The sequence below is a fragment of the Micromonospora globosa genome (assembly GCF_000717585.1).
Lineage (GTDB): Bacteria > Actinomycetota > Actinomycetes > Mycobacteriales > Micromonosporaceae > Micromonospora > Micromonospora aurantiaca.
Genome location: NZ_JNZR01000030.1, coordinates 21,099 through 38,061 on the forward strand (window position 1 = coordinate 21,099; position 16,963 = coordinate 38,061).

The window sequence follows — 16,963 nt, forward strand, 5'->3', positions numbered from 1 at the left end:
CGGCGGTCGCCGTCGCGGACCCGGACGGGGGTACGGCTCAGTCGTTGGCGTGCAGCGCGGCGTTGAGCGCGATGCCCTGGCCGGTGCGGGGCTTCGCCTCCAGCGCGCCGGTCACCGAGTTGCGCCAGAACAGCAGCCCGTCGACGCCGGACAGCTCGCGGGCCTTGACCGTCCGGCCGTCCGGCAGGGTGATCTTCGAGGCGGCGGTGATGTAGCAGCCCGCCTCCACCACGCAGTCGTCGCCGAGCGTGATGCCGACACCGGCGTTCGCGCCGACCAGGCTCCGCTCACCGATGCGCACCTTCTCGGTCCCGCCGCCGGAGAGCGTGCCCATGATCGAGGCGCCGCCGCCGATGTCGGAACCGTCGCCGACAACCACACCCTGCACGATGCGGCCCTCGACCATCGAGGTGCCGAGCGTGCCGGCGTTGAAGTTGACGAAGCCCTCGTGCATCACGGTGGTGCCGGACGACAGGTACGCGCCCAGCCGGACCCGGTCCGCGTCCGCGATCCGCACCCCCGACGGCACCACGTAGTCGGTCATCCGGGGGAACTTGTCCACCCCGTACACGGACAGGTGGCGGCCGGCGGCCCGCTCGATGACACGCAGCTCGTCCACCCGCTCCGGCGGGCACGGCCCGGCCGACGTCCAGGCCACGTTCGCCAGCTTGCCGAAGATGCCGTCGAGGTTCAGCTCGTTGGGCCGCACCAGGCGGTGGGAGAGCAGGTGCAACCGCAGGTACGCGTCGGCGGCGTCCTTGATCGGGTCGTCCAGCGAGCCGATCACAGTGGTCACCTCGACAGTGCGCAACCCGGGCAGCGCCCGCTCCCCGATCGCGCCCGGAGGCAGGTCGAGCACGTCGGCCCGGTCCTCGCCGGGCACCAGAGGCAGCTCGCCCAGACCCAGCTTGCCGGTCGGGTACCAGGTGTCGAGCACCTGGTCCTGCGCGGTGACGGTGGCCAGGCCGATGCCCCAGGCGGATGGTGCGGACGTCACTGTGTCACCTCTCGTTCCGGCGGCGGCGTCCGCCGCTGCTCGCGGCCGGGGGCGCGGCACGTGTCCCTCGCGCCCACCGAGGATGACGGTACCGTGCGAGACATGCAGAACCCGTTGACCCCCGAGGTCCTGGCCGATCCGGTGGCGCTGACCCGCGCCCTGGTCGACATCGAGTCGGTATCCCTCAACGAGAAGGCCATCGCCGACTGCGTCGAGGAGGTGCTGCGCGGTGTGCCGCACCTGACCACCTACCGGCACTCGAACACCGTCATGGCCCGGACCGACCTGGGTCGGGCGCAGCGCGTGGTGCTCGCCGGCCATCTGGACACCGTTCCGCTCAACGGCAACTTCCCCTCGACCATGCGTGGCGACCTGATGTACGGCTGCGGCACCTCCGACATGAAGTCCGGGGTCGCCTTCGCGCTGCACCTGGCGGTGACGCTGCCCGACCCGCGCTACGACGTCACGTACTTCTTCTACGAGGCCGAGGAGATCGAGTCGAAGTACAACGGCCTCACCCTGGTCGCGCAGAGCCACCCCGAGTGGCTGGAGGCCGACTTCGCGGTGCTGCTGGAGCCGACGTACGGGATCGTCGAGGCGGGCTGTCAGGGCACCATGCGGGCGGTGGTCACCACGCACGGCGAGCGGGCCCACGCGGCGCGCTCCTGGCACGGCGTCAACGCCATCCACGGCGCGAGCGAGGTGCTGCGGCGGCTGACCACGTACGAGGCCCGCCGGGTGACGATCGAGGGCTGCGACTACCGCGAGGGTCTCAACGCGGTGCGGATCACCGGCGGGGTGGCCGGCAACGTCATCCCGGACCGCTGCGAGATCGAGATCAACTACCGGTACGCCCCGGACCGCGACCCGGCGGGCGCCGAGGCGCACCTGCGCGAGGTCTTCGCCGGCTTCGAGCTGGAGGTCACCGACGCGGCGGCCGGTGCGCCGCCCGGACTGGAGAGCCCGGCGGCGCAGGAGTTCCTGGCGGCGGTCGGTGCGGCGCCGATCGGCAAGCTGGGCTGGACGGACGTGGCGCGGTTCGCGGCCATGGGCATTCCGGCGCTGAACTTCGGCCCCGGCGACCCGAACCTGGCGCACCACAAGGACGAGCACGTCGAACTGACCAAGATCCGGGACGGCGCGGCGACGCTGCACCGCTGGCTGGCCCCGGCCTGACGCGCTGCGATCCCGGGGTCCGCGCCCGCCTCGCGGACCCCGGGACCGTCAGACGGTCGTCGTCAGGGGTGCTTCCGCCTCGCCGGTCTCGCCGGTCAGGTCGGACCGGTGGGTCTCCATCATCCGGGCGCGGCGGCGCTCGGCCACCACGTCACGGATCCGCCGCTGCATCTGACGGCGGATCCGGATCATCTCGCTGTTACTGATCAACGCTGGCTCCTCCCCCGAAGGCGCGTCGCCCGGGGTATACCGGGTATGTGAATAGTAAGACGTACGTGCGACCGAATTAGTTGCCCGGATCCCAAAGATTTCTTCGGCTCCCGGGCCTGCGCGCCCCGCCGGAGCCGCTCTACTACGGTGACCCCATGGGCGAGAGCAGCGGAATGTCGGCCGGGCGCGGCCAGCGGGGGGAGCGGCACCGGGGAGAACGGCATCGCGGCGCGGTGACGCTGCGCAACCGGGCGATTCCGACGAGTACGGCCGACCAGCGGCTGCTCGACTCCCGGGGACGCAGCGACTGGAAGACCAAGGACGCCTGGCGCGCGCTGCGGATCCTGTCCGAGTTCGTCGAGGGCTTCGACACCCTCGCCGACCTGCCCCCGGCGGTGAGCGTGTTCGGCTCCGCCCGCAGCAAGCCGGACAGCCCCGAGTGCCGGATGGCCGAGGAACTGGGCGGCGCGCTGGCCCGGGCCGGGTACGCGGTGATCACCGGCGGCGGTCCCGGCGTGATGGAGGCCGCCAACCGGGGCGCCGGTGAGGCCGGTGGCCTCTCCGTCGGGCTCGGCATCGAGCTGCCGTTCGAACAGGGCCTCAACGACTGGGTCGACCTGGCCATCGACTTCCGCTACTTCTTCGCCCGCAAGACCATGTTCGTCAAGTACGCCCAGGCGTTCGTGGTGCTGCCCGGCGGCTTCGGCACCCTGGACGAGCTGTTCGAGGCGCTCACCCTGGTGCAGACCGGCAAGGTGACCCGCTTCCCGGTCGTGCTGATGGGCACCGACTACTGGCAGGGCCTGCTCGACTGGCTGCGCGGCACCATGGCCACCGAGGGCAAGATCGGTCCGGCCGACCTCGACCTGATCCGCCTCACCGACGACGTCAACGAGGCGGTCCGGCACATCGTGGAGGCCGAGGCCGTGCTCTCCGCCGAGCAGGAAGCGGTCCGCGAGGAGGCGGTCGCCCGGGTGGCCGCCGACCAGCGCGCGGCCGCCGAGGCCGCCCCCGAGGGCCCGGCGGGACGGAGCTGACCCGTGGCCAACGTCTGTGTCTTCTGCGCGTCCTCCCGTACCCTCGACGCCCGCTGGCTGGCGCTCGCCACCGAGACCGGTGAGGAACTGGCCCGGCGCGGCCACACCTTGGTCAGCGGCGGCGGCTGCGTCGGGATGATGGGCGCCGTGGTGCAGGGCGCGCGGGCGGCCGGCGGTCGCACCGTCGGCGTCATCCCGCAGTCCCTGGTCGACCTGGAGGTCGCCGACCTGGACTCCGACGAGCTGCTGGTCACCGACAGCCTGGCCAGCCGCAAGACGCTGATGGACGAGAAGTCCGACGCGTTCGTGGCGCTGCCCGGCGGGCTCGGCACGCTCGACGAGCTGTTCGAGGTCTGGACCACCGCCACCCTGGCCCTGCACGCCAAGCCGATGGTGATCGTCGACGTCGACGGCTTCTACCGGCCGCTGCTCGACTGGATCCGCGGGCTCGGTGAGCAGCGGTTCCTCAAGCCGGCCGCGCTGGACCTGCTGCTGGTCGCCGACAGCGTCCCCGCCGCCCTGGACCTGATAGACACCCGCCTGACCTGACCCACCCCGCCCGCCCGGTCGGCCCGTCCTTGTTCACCACCGTTTCGGCGGGCTTGATCGACACCATTTCGGGGAGGTGGTGGTGTCCGGGCGTGTGTGATGTGGCCATTTCCCCGAGGTGGTGTTGATCTAGGGGTGTGTGGCAGAGCCGGGCAGTGGTGCACGCTGCGGGCAGGTGAGCTGGTGACGGCCGGGACGGCGGTCGGTTTCCGGGTGTCGTACCGGCGTGGTGGGATGTCGGTGATGCAGGCGTACCGGTTGGTGCGCCGGCCCGGCGGCGCGGAGGCGGGGGTCACCCACGACGCCGGGGCGGGGCAGGGGGTGGGTCGGCCCGGTGGGCCGGCTGATGCGGAGCCGCGATCCGGGGGGTCGGCGGGCGATGCCGCACACCCGGAGCCCATCACGCCGCCCGCCGACGCCACGACTCCCGCGACACCCGGCACCGGCACACGCGGAGCTGCCCCACCCGCCACCACGCCGGATGCGGGGGGCGAAGAAGCGCGGACTGGCGACGAGACCCGGGAGACCGGGGCCGGGCAGGGCCTGAGCCGTGTGCGTGCGGTGGACCCGGTGCAGGCCGAGGTGATCGCGCACACCGACGGGCCGATGCTCGTCGTGGGCGGCCCTGGCACCGGCAAGACGACGACGCTCGTCGAGGCGGTCGCGGCCCGCGTGGCCGAGGGTGTCGACCCGGAGCGGATCCTCGTGCTCACCTTCGGCCGGCGCGGCGCCACCGAACTGCGCCACCGGATCGAGGCGCGCATCGCCGAGGGCGGGCACCGGGTGATCCGTGAGCCGCTGGTGCGCACGTTCCCGGCGTACGCCTTCGGGCTGCTGCGCCGCGCGGCTGCCGAACGCGGTGAGCCCTCGCCCCGGCTGCTCACCGGCCCCGAGCAGGACCTGATCATTCGTGAGCTGCTCGACGTGGTGGGGGAGGAACCCGGCGACGACCCGGTCGGCTGGCCGGAGGACCTGCGCCCCGCGCTGCGTACCCGGGCGTTCGCCCAGCAGCTCCGCGACCTGCTGATGCGTGCCGCGGAGCGCGGCGTCGGCCCGGTCGAGCTGGCCCGGCTGGGCGAGAAGCTGGGCCGCGCCGACTGGCCGGCCGCCGCGCGCTTCCTGCGGGAGTACGTCGCCGTGCTCGCCCTGCGGGACGTGAGCAACCGGGGCTCGGTGGCGTACGACCCGGCGGAACTGGTGCGCGCCGCCACCGGCATGTTGCTCGACGACCCCGAGCTGCTCGCCGCCGAGCGTCGTCGCCTGACCCACGTGTACGTCGACGAGCTGGCCGACACCGACCCGGCCCAGCTCGACCTGCTCGCCGTGGTGGCCGGAGGCGGCCGGTCCCTCGTCGCGTTTGCCGACCCGGACTCGTCCACGTACGCGTTCCGCGGCGCCGACCCGGCGGGCGTCACCACGTTCCCGCACCGCTTCCGCACCGCCTCCGGTGCTCCGGCGGCGCAGGTCACGCTGACCACCTCGTACCGGGCCGGGCCGGAACTGCTGGCGGCGACCGCCCGGCTGGCCCGGCGGCTGCGCGGCCCGGCGGGGCACCGGCGGCTGCGCCCGCTTCCCGGCGTGCCCGCCGGAACGGTGGAGGTACGGACGTTCCGGTCCGCCACCAGCGAGTCGGCGTGGCTGGCGCACGCCCTGCGCGAGGCGCACCTGCTCGACGGCGTGCCGTGGTCCCGGATGGCGGTGCTGGTCCGCTCCACCGGCCGGCAACTGCCGTCGCTGCGGCGCGCGCTGCACACGGCCGGTGTGCCGACCGTCGTGCACGGCGAGGACCTGCCGCTGCACCTCCAGCCGGCGGTCGCCCCGCTGCTGCTCCTGCTGCGCTGCGCGCTCGAACCCGACCGGCTGGACGAGGAGGCGGCGGTCGCGCTGCTGCACTCCCCGCTGGGCGGGGCCGACCCGCTGGCCGAACGGCGGCTGCGCCAGGGGTTGCGGGCGCTGGCGCTGGCCGGCGGCGACCGCCGTCCCTCCGGCGAGCTGCTGGTGGAGGCACTTCGCGACCCGGCCGAACTGGCCACCATCGAGCGTCGCTGGGCGGCCCCCGCGCAGGCCGTGGCGCACCTGCTCGCGACCGCCCGGGAGACGGCCGGCCGGCCCGGCGCCACTGTCGAGGACGTGCTCTGGGCGGTGTGGCGGGAGAGCGGGCTGGCCGAACGCTGGGCCGGGGCGATCACCCGGGGACGCGCGGCCACCGGCGAGCACGAGACCGCCCAGCGCTGGCGGGCCGAGGCCGCCGACCGTGATCTGGACGCCGTTCTCGTCCTCTTCGACGCGGCGGCCCGGTTCACCGACCGGTTGCCCGGCGCGCGTACCGAGGTGTTCCTCGACCACGTCCTCGGGCAGGAGCTGCCCGCCGACACGCTCGCCGCCGCCGCCGACCGGGGCGACGCGGTACGCCTGCTCACCGCGCACGCCGCCAAGGGTCTGGAGTGGGATCTGGTCGCGGTGGCCGGGGTGCAGGAGGGCGTCTGGCCGGACCTGCGCCTGCGCGGCAGCCTGCTCGGCTCGGAGCGGCTCGTCGACGTGCTCGCCGGTCGCGCCGACGGCGCCGGGCTGCGGGCCAGCCTGGTCGGGCAGACGTCGGCGTTGCTGGACGAGGAGCGGCGGCTGTTCCACGTGGCGATCAGCCGGGCGCGGCGGCGGCTGCTGGTCACCGCCGTGGCGTCCGCCGCGGTCGGCGGGGACGACCACGAGGAGCAGCCGAGCCGATTCCTGCACGAACTGGCCGCCGCCGACCCACCCGCCACCGGCGGAGGCGGCGCCGCCCCGACCGGCCCGAACCCGACCGGCCCGGCTCCGAACGGCCCGAACCCGAACGGCCCGAACCCGACCGGGAACGGACCGACACGTACGGCCATGCGCGGGGGCATCGTGGACGGGCCGGTGCCGCACGGGGACGAGCATCCGCAGGACGGGCCGCCCGCGGCGCTCCCGGTCACCCTGCCGCCGCGTGGGCTCACCCTGTCCGCGCTGGTGGCGGAGCTGCGTACCGCAGTCACCGACCCGGCGACGCCGATCACCCGGCGGCACGCGGCGGCGGGTGAGCTGGCGCGGCTGGCCGCCGCCGGGGTGCCCGGCGCGCATCCGGACGACTGGTGGGGGCTGCGCGGCCTGTCCGACGACCGGCCGCTCGTCGACGAGGGCGAGCCGGTACGGGTCACCCCGTCGGCGATGGAGAGCGCGTTGCGGTGCAGCCTGCGCTGGCTGCTGGAACGGCACGGCGGCAGCGGCCCGGCCAGCGCCGCGCAGGGCGTGGGCAACCTGGTGCACGCCGCCGCGATGCTGGCCGAGGATGCCAGCGTCGACCGGGAGGCGCTGCTGGAGTACGTGGCCGCCCGGTTCGACGCGATCGAGCTGGCCGCCCGGTGGATGGCCGGCCCGGAGCGGCAGCGCGCCGAGGCGATGGTGGACAAGCTGCTGCGCTGGCTGGCCGGCAACCCGCGCCGGCTGCTCGCGATCGAGCACGAGTTCGCGGTCCGCCTCGACGACCCGTCCCGTCCGATCGAGCTGACCGGCCGGGTCGACCGGCTGGAGGTCGACGACGAGGGGCGGCTCGTGGTGATCGACCTGAAGACCGGCAAGTCGACGGCTGTCACCGAGCGGGAGGTGGCCGAGCATCCGCAGCTCGGCGCGTACCAGGCAGCGGTGGAGGCGGGCGGGTTCACCGAGTTCGGCGAGGAACCGGGCGGGGCCGCGCTGGTGCAGCTCGGCACCGGCGCGCGGGACGCCAAGGAGCAGACGCAGGCCGCGGCCGGGGAGGGCCCGGAGGCCGGTTGGGCCACCGCGCTGGTGCGCCGTACCGCAGACACGATGGCCGCCTCGACGTTCGCCGCAGTGGCCAACTCCAAGTGCCGGGTCTGCCCGGTACGCACCAGCTGCCCGGTGTCCGGCCAGGGCCGCCAGGTGGTCGAGCCGCCACCGGAGAACTCATGACTGTTCAGCCGGCGCTGTTCGGCGCCTCCGCCACGCCCGCGCCGCGCACCGCCGACGCGGGGCCCCGCTACACGCCCGTCGAGCTGGCCCGGCTGCTGCGGCTGCCGGCGCCCACCCGGGAGCAGGCCGCGATCATCGCCGCGCCGGTGGAGCCGCTGCTGGTGGTCGCGGGCGCCGGCTCGGGCAAGACCGAGACGATGGCCGCGCGGGTGATGTGGCTGGTCGCCAACTCCTACGTACGCCCCGAGCACATCCTCGGCCTCACCTTCACCCGCAAGGCGGCCGGCGAGCTGGCGCACCGGGTCCGCACCCGGCTCGACCAGCTCATCCGGCGGCTCGGCCGGCAGGGGCGGGATCCGCACGACGACCCGCTGGCGGGCGAGCCGACCGTGTCCACGTACCACTCGTACGCCGGGCGGATCGTCACCGAGCACGGGTTGCGCGCCGGGTACGAGCCGACCACCCGGCTGCTCACCGAGGCGTCCCGCTGGCAGCTCGTCGACCTGCTGGTGCGCAACTACGACGGCGACATGTCCGAGGTGGACCGGATGCCGTCGACCATCACCGACGCCGTGCTGGCGCTCGCCGGTGAGCTGGACGAGCACCTGGTCGACCCGGACGAGCTGGCCGCCTGGACCGGCCGGTTCTTCGCCGACGTGCAGTCCCGGCCGGGCCGGGTCTACGCCGACGTCCGCAAGGCGCTCCAGCTCCAGCGGACCCGGCTGAAGCTGCTGCCGCTCGTGCGCGCGTACGCCCGGCGCAAGGACGACTTCGAGGCGATGGACTTCGCCGACCAGCTCGCCCGCGCGGCCCGGGTGGCCCGCGACCATCCCGGCGTCGGGGTGATCGAGCGGGACCGGTTCCGGGTGGTGCTGCTCGACGAGTACCAGGACACCAGCCACGCCCAGGTGGTGCTGCTCAACGCGCTGTTCGGCGGCGGCCACCCGGTCACCGCGGTCGGCGACCCCTGCCAGTCCATCTACGGCTGGCGCGGGGCCAGCGCCGGCACGCTCGACCGGTTCCCGGCCGAGTTCGCCCGCACCGACGGCAGCCCCGCCGACGTGCTCAGCCTGACCACGAGCTGGCGCAACCGGCCGGAGATCCTCGGCGTCGCCAACACGCTGTCGGTGCCGCTGCGGGCGGCCGGCGCGCGGGTGCCGGAACTGCACGCCGCGCTCAGCGTCCGCGACCCGATCCCGCACCGCACGCCGGGCGGGCAGGCCGGCGGCACCGTGCACTGCGCGCTGCTGGAGACGTACGCCGACGAGGCCGACTGGATCGCGGACAGCGTGCTGGCGGCCTGGCGGGGCGCGGCCGGGATGCCCGGCGCGCTGCCCGAGCACATCCCGGCCGACCGCCGCCCGACCACTGCGGTGCTGGTGCGGCTGCGCAGCCAGATCCCGGCGATCGAGGCGGCGTTGCGTGCCCGCGGACTGCCGGTCGACGTGGTCGGCCTGGGTGGGCTGCTGGACACCCCTGAGGTACGGGACGTGGTGTGCACGCTGCGCGTGCTCGCCGACCCGACCGACGGGGCGGCGCTGCTGCGGCTGCTGACAGGCGCGCGCTGGCGGATCGGCCCGCGTGATCTGGTCGCCCTGCACCGCCGGGCCCGCGCCATCGCCCGCAGCCGCCGGGAGCTCACCGGCGACGAGGGCCCGGAGATCACCGTGGACGCGCTGGACGAGGCGACGCTCGTGGAGGCGCTGGCGGACCTGGGGCCGGCGCAGGCGTACTCGGCCGAGGGCTACGCGCGGCTGCGCTCGTACGGGATGGAGCTGGCGCTGCTGCGCTACCGGCTGGACCAGTCCCTGCCGGAGCTGATCGCGGACATCGAGCGGACCATCGGGCTCGACGTCGAGGTGGCGGTCCGGGCCGGCCGGGACGGCGCGGGCGACGCCGGGCTGGCCCGCGCGCACCTGGACGCGCTCGGCGACGTGGCGGCCCGGTTCAGCGGCGAGACGCCCGGCGCCACGCTGGCCGGTTTCCTCGCCTACCTGGCCGCCGCCGAGGACGAGGAGCGCGGGCTGGCGCCCGGCGAGGTCGAGGTGGTGGCCGGCGCGGTGCAGGTGCTCACCGCGCACGCCGCGAAGGGCCTGGAGTGGGACGTGGTGGCGGTGGCGGGGATGACCCGGGGCGTCTGGCCGGGGCCGGTCCGCAACTCCGACCACTGGCTGGGCGGGCTGGGCGTGTTGCCGTTCCCGTTGCGCGGCGACGCGGACGGGCTGCCCGAGCTGGCCCTGCCGGAGGCGGAGGACCAGCGCGGCGTGGCCCGTGCGCTGACCGACTTCACCGACGCCTGGCGGGCGCACGACGAGCGGGAGGAGCGCCGGCTGGCGTACGTGGCGGTGACCCGCCCGCGTCGGCTGCTGCTCTGCTCCGGCTACTGGTGGGGGGAGGGGACCAAGCGGTTCCGCGGCCCGTCGGTGTTCCTGCGGGAGGTGCACGACGCCTGCCTGGCGGGCGGGGACGGGCACGTGGTGGACGCGTGGACGCCGGAGCCGGCCGGGGACGCGGTGAACCCGACCACCGAGACGGTGCTGCGGGCCGAGTGGCCGGCCGACCCGCTGGGCACCCGCCGCCCGGCGCTGACCGAGGCGGCGGCGCTGGTCCGCCGCCACCTGGCCGACCCGGAGACGGCCCGTCGCGAGGCGGCAGTGCTCGCCACCACGGGAGCGGCGGACGACGCCGAGGTGGCCCGCTGGCGGCGCGAGGCCGATCTCCTGCTCGCCGAGCGGGCGGAGCTGGCCCGGCAGGCCGAGGCGGTCGAGGTCGAACTACCCGGCCAGCTCTCGGTGACCCAGCTCGTGGCGTTGCGCCGCGACCCGGAGGCGCTGGCCCGTACGCTGCGCCGCCCGATGCCGACCGAACCGAACCCGTACGCCCGGCGCGGCACCGCGTTCCACGCCTGGCTGGAGCAGCGCTTCGGCACCGACCGGCTACTCGACGTGGACGAGCTGCCCGGCGCGGCGGACGAGGACGCGGCCCCGGACGAGGCGCTGGCCGAGTTGCAGGAGCGCTTCCTGGCCGGCGAGTGGGCCGACCGGGTGCCGGTGGAGGTGGAGGTGCCGTTCGCCACTGTCATCGCCGGGGTGGTGATCAGGGGGCGGATGGACGCCGTGTTCGCCCGCCCGGGTGGGCGCTACGACGTGGTCGACTGGAAGACCGGGCGGCAGCCGGCCGGCCGGGAGGCCGACGCGGCGGCGGTGCAGCTGGCTGTGTACCGGCTGGCCTGGGCGGAACTGGCCGGGGTGCCGGTGGACCGGGTCGGCGCCGCGTTCCACTACGTGCGGGACTCCGCCACCGTCCGCCCGGCCGATCTGCTCGACGCGGAGGGACTGGCCGCCTTGGTGGCCGCCGTGCCGGAAATCCCGGGGGATCTCCCGGAGCGCGCGAATCCGTGATACGTTGGCTGGGTTGCAGTTTTGGTTTCCAGAGACTCTGTGTGCGCCTGGCGGATTGTGGCCCCAGGCGCTCTTTGTTGTGTCCGGAGTTCTCCGGGCGGGGCGACCAGCAGCGACAGGCACGCCGCGTATTCCACGCGCGGGGTGCTCCTCTCCGGCCCGCAACACGTGCGGGCCGACCGTTCCGTCAAGGAGACGAAACACATGGCAATTGGCACCGTCAAGTGGTTCAACGCTGACAAGGGCTTCGGCTTCATCACCCCGGACGACGGCGGCGCCGACGTCTTCGCCCACTTCTCGGCGATCCAGACCTCCGGCTACCGGAGCCTGGACGAGAACCAGCGGGTCGAGTTCGAGGTGACCCAGGGCCAGAAGGGCCCGCAGGCGGAGAACATCCGCCCGCTCTGATCTTCGGATCAACCGGCACCACCATCGCGCCCTCTCGGGCGTGGTGCACGGGCCGGCCCGCCTCTGCCGGGCCGGCCCGTCCCTTTCGGTTCGTGCTTGTGACCACCGGCGACGCCGGTGACGCGCCGCTGTCCGGCGCCCTTCCTCGACACGTGCCGCGTCGAGGAAGGCTTTCCGCATGACCACCACCCTGCCCACGTTCGCCGCCACCGGCCTGGCCCCGGCGCTCGTCTCCGAGCTGGCCGCGCAGGGCATCTCCGCGCCGTTCCCGATCCAGGCGGCGACGATCCCGGACTCGCTGGCCGGCCGCGACGTGCTCGGCCGGGGCCGTACCGGCTCCGGCAAGACGCTCGCGTTCGGGCTGCCGCTGCTGCACCGTACGGCCGGCCGCCGGGCCCGACCGGGCCGCCCGCTCGCGCTGGTGCTCGTACCCACCCGTGAACTGGCCGCGCAGGTCACCGAAGCGCTCGCCCCGTACGCCGCCACGCTCGGCCTGCGCTGCGCCACAGTGGTCGGCGGGCTCTCGCTGACCCGGCAGGCGGCCGCGCTGCGCGCCGGTGCCGAGGTGCTGGTGGCCACGCCGGGCCGGCTGCACGACCTGATCGACCGCGGGGACGCCCGGCTGGACCAGGTGACCATCACCGTGCTGGACGAGGCGGACCAGATGGCCGACATGGGCTTCCTGCCGCAGGTGACGAAGCTGCTGGAGCAGGTCGCGCCGGGCGGGCAGCGGATGCTGTTCTCGGCCACGCTCGACCGCGGCGTGGACCGGCTGGTCCGCCGGTTCCTCACCGACCCGGTGACGCACTCCGTCGACCCGGGCACCGCCACCGTCACCGCGATGACGCACCACGTGCTGCACCTGGACGCGGAGGACAAGCCGGCCGCGCTGGCGCACATCGCCGCCCGCGAGGGCCGCACCATCGTCTTCATCGCCACCAAGCACCGCGCCGACCGGGTGGCCCGCCAGCTGCTCGCCAAGGGCGTACGCGCGGCGGCGCTGCACGGTGGCAAGTCGCAGCCGCAGCGCACCCGCATCCTGGAGCAGTTCCGCACCGGCCAGGTCACCGCGCTGGTGGCCACCGACGTGGCGGCCCGGGGCATCCACGTCGACGGGCTGGACCTGGTCGTCAACGCCGACCCGCCCACCGAGGCCAAGGACTACCTGCACCGGGGCGGCCGGACCGCCCGGGCCGGGGAGTCGGGCACTGTGGTCACGCTCGTGCTGCCGGACCAGCGCCGCGACGTCGCCCGGCTGATGACCACCGCGGGCATCAACCCCAAGACCACGCGGGTACGCGCCGGCGACAGCGAGCTGAGCCGGCTCACCGGCGCCCGGGAGCCGTCCGGCGTGCCGGTGACCATCACCGCGCCCGCCGCCGCGCATCCCGCCCCGGGAACCCGTCCTCGCCGGCGCCCGCGCCGCCGCTGACCGCGGCCTGCGCCTGACCGGCTCGCTTCCGAGCGGGCCGCTTCCGAGCGGGCCGCTTCCGAGCGGGCGGAGAGTTCGCTCCTGAGTCGGGAATCAGTCGATGTTCGGTCGGCTGCCCGACTGTGCGACCGGAACCCGACGGTGATGCTGCTGCGCGGGGGACCGGTCGGGGGGTCGGCCGGACGCGGAGGGAGCGGTTCATGGCGGGGGAAGCCGGATCGGGCGGAGCGCGGGAAGTGGTGCTGGTGCTCGCGGTGGCGGGGGCCGGCCTGGCGCTCGCCGCGGTGGCCGCGTTCGGGCCGTGGCAGCCGTCCGACGGCGGCTCGCCGGATCGCGGCGCCGCCCGCAGCTTCACGCCCGGGATGCGCGCCCCGCACACTCAGTAGCCGCCCAGGGCGGACGATGCCGAGATACCGATATGACCCTCAGGCATAAATATGCCCCAGAGTCATATCGGCCGGGAGTCATGCCTCTGCGGCCGACGACCGGCCGGGCGCGTCGCCCTGGGCTTCCGCACAGCGATCATGCGGTCCCGCCGTCGGCCCCGTGACGGACGCGCGTCAGGGCGCCGTGGCCCGGTCGCTCAGCAGATCGGCGAGTGTGGTCCGGTCCACGACCAGGGCGATCGCGCCGTCCACCGCCAGCCACACGTCCCGCAGGCCGGTGGCCACACCGTGGTAGCCGGCCCGGTCGGCGGGAATGCCCCGGACGCTCGTGATCGCGCCGCCTACCGCGCGCAGCACGTCGCCCACGCTGATCTCGTCCGGAGGGCGGGTCAGCGCGTACCCGCCCTCGGTGCCGCGGTGGCTGTGCAGCAGTCCGGCCCGCCGCAGGTCGAGCAGGATCCCCTGAAGGAAGCTGAGCGGGATGTCCTGGCTCTCGGCCAGGCTCGCCGCCTTGACCAGCTCGCCGCCGCCGGCCGCCGGGTCGCCTGTGGTGACGGCGGCGTCGGCGACGGCGAGCATGGCCCGGAGCGCGTAGTCGGCGCGCGCGGAGATGTACACGACGTCAGTTGCCGGCCTGGTCCAGCACGCCCCAGCGGCGGCGGATCGCCTTGTCGGCGGCCCCGAACGCGGTGTCCACGAGCAGGCCCACGACCAGGATGACGATCATGATGGCCATCAGGCGGGGTGCCTCGCTCAGCTCGCGTGCGTACGTGAGCTGAGCGCCGATCGAGGTGCGGGTGGCGATGACCACCAGCAGCTCACCGGCCATCAGGCTGCGCCAGGCGAACGCCCAGCCCTGCTTGAGCCCGGCCACGATGGCGGGGAGCGCGGCCGGCGCGATCACGTACCGGTAGAGGTTGAGCCCACGGGCGCCGAGGTTGCGGCCGGCCCGGACCAGCAGCGGCGGCACGTAGTCCACGCCGTGGATGACGCCGTTGGCGACCGACGGCGCGGCGCCGAGCACCACCACGAAGAAGATCGCCTGCTCGCTGAGCTGGAACAGCAGGATGGCCAGCGGAAACCAGGCGATCGACGGCATGGTCTGCAACGCGGTGATCATCGAGCCGAGCGCGGCCCGGAGCACCTTGACCCGGGCCACGCCCAGGCCGAGCAGCAGGCCGACCGCGACCGCGGCGGCGAACCCGACCGCCGCGCGCCGGGCGGTGGTGGCGAGGCCCTCCCAGAGCGCCGAGCTGAGCAGGTAGTCCCCGAGGTCGCCGAAGACCACCGCCGGGCCGGGCAGCGCCCACGGCTCCTTCCATCCGGACCAGACCACCGCCTGCCAGACGGCGACGGCCAGCGCGAGCGCGGCGAACTTGGGCCAGGTGGCCGACCACAGGCGGCGTACCCGGGACGGGCCCTTCTCCCGGCCGGCGATCTCCAGCGCGTCGAGTCCGGAGATCTCCGCGTCCGTACGCGCCGACCCGGTGAGGGTGTCACTGGCCATGCCGGCCCACCTCCTTGCGCAGCCGGTCGGTGACCTCGGCGGCGATGGCCGAGACCTCCGGCGAGTCGATCCGCCGGGGGCGCGGCACGGCGACCTCGGTGGAGTAGATGATCCGGCCGGGCCGGCTGGAGAGCAGCACGATGCGGTCGGCGAGCCGGGCCGCCTCGCGCACGTTGTGCGTGACGAACAGGACGGTGAGCTTGCGCTCGGTCCAGATCCGCTCCAGCTCGTCGTGCAGGATGTCGCGGGCCATCGCGTCCAGCGCGCCGAACGGCTCGTCCATCAGCAGCACCGGCGTCTCCAGCGCGAGCGTGCGGGCCAGCGCGACCCGCTGCCGCATGCCGCCGGAGAGCTGGTGCGGCCGCTTGCGGCCGAACTCGGACAGGTGGACCGTGCGCAGCAGCTCGGCCACCCGCTCCTTGCGCTGGTCGCGGGGGAGTCCGCGCAGCTTCAGCGGCACCTCGATGTTGCCCTCGACGGTCAGCCACGGGAACAGCGCCGGCTCCTGGAACATCAGTCCCGGGTTGACGCCCTCGCCCAGCTCGATCGCGCCGCCGCTGGCCCGGTCCAGTCCGGCGACCAGGTTGAGCAGCGTGCTCTTGCCGCAGCCGGACGCGCCGACCATGCAGACGAACTCGCCCGGCGCGATGTCCAGCGACAGCCCGTCCAGCGCCAGGACCGCCTGCTCGCCCTGGCCGTACACCTTGGTCACGCCGCGCAGCGCGACCGAGCCGGTCGCGCTGCGCGGGGTCGTGCTCGTCGACGTCACGGCTGGCTGACCTCGGCCTTGCCCTGCGTCTTGAGCACCTCGTTGAGGTACTTCAGGTCGTAGAGGCCGTTCAGGTCGACCGGCTGGGTGAGCCCGACCGCGACCGCGTGGTCCAGGCCGGTCTTCAGCGACGACGGGATCGGGTCGTTGGTGAACTCCAGCGTCGGCCAGGCCTGCTTGATCAGCTTGAGGTCGAGCGGCTTGCCGGTGATCTTGCCGATGTGGTCGGAGATGGCCTGCTGCGCCTCGTCCGGCTTGGTGTTGACGAACTCGTTCGCCGCGACCTGGCCCTCGACCAGCTTCTTCACCACGTCCGGGTGCGCCTTGAGGAACTTGGTGCTGACCAGCAGGTTGGTGATGACGAACTTCTTGTCCGGCCAGAGGTCACGCTCGTCGACGAGCACCTTGCCGCCGGCGTTCACCAGCCGGGAGACGAACGGCTCGGGCACCCAGGCGCCGTCGATGGCGCCGCTGCCGAACGTCTCGACCGTCTGCGCGTTCTCCTGCGGCACGATCTTGACGTCGCCGCCGCCCTCCTTGGTGGTCTCCAGGCCCTTCTCCTTGAGCCAGAAGCGCAGCGCCACGTCCTGGGTGTTGCCGAGCTGCGGGGTGGCGATCTTCTTGCCGCGCAGCTGCTCCACCGAGGTGATGCCGGGCTTGACCACGAGCGCGACGCCGCCGGACGCGGCGCCGGAGATGACCCGGACCGCCTCGCCCTTGGACTTGGAGAAGGCGTTCACTGTCGGGTTCGGGCCGATGTACGTGGCGTCGAGCGCGCCGGAGAAGACGGCCTCGATGGCGGCCGGGCCGGCGTTGAACGTCTTGGTGTCCAGCTCGACGTCGCTGCCGAGCTTCTCCTTGAAGATCCCCTTCTCGACGCCGACCACAGCCGGGGCGTGCGTGATGTTGGGAAAGTAGCCGAGGCGCAGCGTCACCGGGCCGGAACCGGCGGCGGCGTCGCTGTCCTCGCCGCAGGCGGCGGTGGTGCCGAGCGTGGCCGCGCCGAGGGCGGCCAGGGCCGCCAGGGTGGCCAGGCGGCGCAGGGGAAGCCGTCTCATCGAATGTCCAATCCGCAGTATTCCTATTTAGTTGGTAGGAAGAGTGGGGCAAGCGGCCGCCGGCGTCAAGTCCCGTCCCGCGACA

Annotated in this window: 14 protein-coding genes; 8 read left to right on the forward strand and 6 right to left on the reverse strand. The window is 74.2% G+C overall.

The features are described 5' to 3' along the window. Positions 1 to 37: 37 nt before the first annotated feature. Positions 38 to 997, reverse strand: coding sequence for a 2,3,4,5-tetrahydropyridine-2,6-dicarboxylate N-succinyltransferase (dapD, locus tag IF06_RS0124675; protein WP_013288428.1), 960 nt, complete (start codon positions 995 to 997; stop codon positions 38 to 40). Between the two features lie 102 nt (positions 998 to 1,099). Between dapD and dapE the strand changes: the two genes are divergently transcribed. Further along, positions 1,100 to 2,173, forward strand: a complete 1,074-nt coding sequence (gene dapE, locus IF06_RS0124680) for a succinyl-diaminopimelate desuccinylase (RefSeq protein WP_030273854.1) — start codon at positions 1,100 to 1,102, stop codon at positions 2,171 to 2,173. A gap of 48 nt (positions 2,174 to 2,221) precedes the next feature. On the opposite strand, the gene IF06_RS34025 is transcribed toward dapE, so the two are convergent. After that, on the reverse strand, positions 2,222 to 2,383 hold the full coding sequence (locus IF06_RS34025) for a hypothetical protein (RefSeq protein WP_013288426.1): 162 nt from the start codon (positions 2,381 to 2,383) through the stop codon (positions 2,222 to 2,224). A gap of 173 nt (positions 2,384 to 2,556) precedes the next feature. Here IF06_RS34025 and IF06_RS0124690 point away from each other — a divergent pair, with 173 nt between their 5' ends. From IF06_RS0124690 to IF06_RS0124720, 7 genes are all read left to right on the forward strand, one after another. Further along, positions 2,557 to 3,420, forward strand: coding sequence for a TIGR00730 family Rossman fold protein (locus IF06_RS0124690; RefSeq protein WP_013475238.1), 864 nt, complete (start codon positions 2,557 to 2,559; stop codon positions 3,418 to 3,420). A gap of 3 nt (positions 3,421 to 3,423) precedes the next feature. After that, complete coding sequence (locus tag IF06_RS0124695; protein ID WP_013288424.1) at positions 3,424 to 3,969, forward strand: TIGR00730 family Rossman fold protein; 546 nt, start codon at positions 3,424 to 3,426, stop codon at positions 3,967 to 3,969. Between the two features lie 243 nt (positions 3,970 to 4,212). After that, the gene (locus IF06_RS0124700) at positions 4,213 to 7,917 is read left to right on the forward strand and encodes an ATP-dependent helicase (RefSeq protein ID WP_084588847.1); all 3,705 of its coding nucleotides are present in this window, start codon (positions 4,213 to 4,215) and stop codon (positions 7,915 to 7,917) included. Continuing rightward, complete coding sequence (locus IF06_RS0124705; protein ID WP_013288422.1) at positions 7,914 to 11,318, forward strand: ATP-dependent helicase; 3,405 nt, start codon at positions 7,914 to 7,916, stop codon at positions 11,316 to 11,318. Before IF06_RS0124700 ends, IF06_RS0124705 begins: the two co-directional genes overlap by 4 nt. Positions 11,319 to 11,522: 204 nt before the next feature. Next, positions 11,523 to 11,726 (forward strand): cold-shock protein, encoded by a 204-nt coding sequence (gene cspE, locus IF06_RS0124710; RefSeq protein WP_013288421.1) that lies wholly within the window; start codon positions 11,523 to 11,525, stop codon positions 11,724 to 11,726. 178 nt (positions 11,727 to 11,904) lie between these two features. Continuing rightward, a complete protein-coding gene (locus tag IF06_RS0124715; RefSeq protein ID WP_013288420.1) occupies positions 11,905 to 13,158 on the forward strand; it encodes a DEAD/DEAH box helicase in 1,254 nt (417 codons plus the stop codon). A 200-nt stretch (positions 13,159 to 13,358) separates the two neighbouring features. Further along, a complete protein-coding gene (locus tag IF06_RS0124720) occupies positions 13,359 to 13,544 on the forward strand; it encodes a hypothetical protein (protein WP_013288419.1) in 186 nt (61 codons plus the stop codon). Between the two features lie 174 nt (positions 13,545 to 13,718). Here the strand turns inward: IF06_RS0124720 and IF06_RS0124725 are convergent, their stop codons facing one another. The 4 genes from IF06_RS0124725 to IF06_RS0124740 are packed head-to-tail and all read right to left on the reverse strand — an operon-like array spanning position 13,719 to position 16,878. After that, the gene (locus IF06_RS0124725; protein WP_030273860.1) at positions 13,719 to 14,162 is read right to left on the reverse strand and encodes an RrF2 family transcriptional regulator; all 444 of its coding nucleotides are present in this window, start codon (positions 14,160 to 14,162) and stop codon (positions 13,719 to 13,721) included. 4 nt (positions 14,163 to 14,166) lie between these two features. Then, on the reverse strand, positions 14,167 to 15,051 hold the full coding sequence (locus IF06_RS0124730) for an ABC transporter permease (RefSeq protein ID WP_013288417.1): 885 nt from the start codon (positions 15,049 to 15,051) through the stop codon (positions 14,167 to 14,169). Beyond that, a complete protein-coding gene (locus IF06_RS0124735) occupies positions 15,041 to 15,820 on the reverse strand; it encodes an ABC transporter ATP-binding protein (RefSeq protein ID WP_030273862.1) in 780 nt (259 codons plus the stop codon). The genes IF06_RS0124730 and IF06_RS0124735 overlap by 11 nt, the downstream gene beginning before the upstream one ends. After that, complete coding sequence (locus IF06_RS0124740; RefSeq protein ID WP_030273864.1) at positions 15,817 to 16,878, reverse strand: ABC transporter substrate-binding protein; 1,062 nt, start codon at positions 16,876 to 16,878, stop codon at positions 15,817 to 15,819. The genes IF06_RS0124735 and IF06_RS0124740 overlap by 4 nt, the downstream gene beginning before the upstream one ends. Positions 16,879 to 16,963: the final 85 nt, after the last annotated feature.

Coding starts and splice junctions, on each gene's coding strand:
- dapE (WP_030273854.1), top strand. CDS start 1,100: ATGCAGAACCCGTTGACCCCCGAGGTCCTGGCCGATCCGGTGGCGCTG.
- IF06_RS0124690 (WP_013475238.1), top strand. CDS start 2,557: ATGTCGGCCGGGCGCGGCCAGCGGGGGGAGCGGCACCGGGGAGAACGG.
- IF06_RS0124700 (WP_084588847.1), top strand. CDS start 4,213: ATGCAGGCGTACCGGTTGGTGCGCCGGCCCGGCGGCGCGGAGGCGGGG.
- IF06_RS0124705 (WP_013288422.1), top strand. CDS start 7,914: ATGACTGTTCAGCCGGCGCTGTTCGGCGCCTCCGCCACGCCCGCGCCG.
- cspE (WP_013288421.1), top strand. CDS start 11,523: ATGGCAATTGGCACCGTCAAGTGGTTCAACGCTGACAAGGGCTTCGGC.
- IF06_RS0124715 (WP_013288420.1), top strand. CDS start 11,905: ATGACCACCACCCTGCCCACGTTCGCCGCCACCGGCCTGGCCCCGGCG.
- IF06_RS0124720 (WP_013288419.1), top strand. CDS start 13,359: ATGGCGGGGGAAGCCGGATCGGGCGGAGCGCGGGAAGTGGTGCTGGTG.
- IF06_RS0124730 (WP_013288417.1), bottom strand. CDS start 15,051: ATGGCCAGTGACACCCTCACCGGGTCGGCGCGTACGGACGCGGAGATC.
- IF06_RS0124740 (WP_030273864.1), bottom strand. CDS start 16,878: ATGAGACGGCTTCCCCTGCGCCGCCTGGCCACCCTGGCGGCCCTGGCC.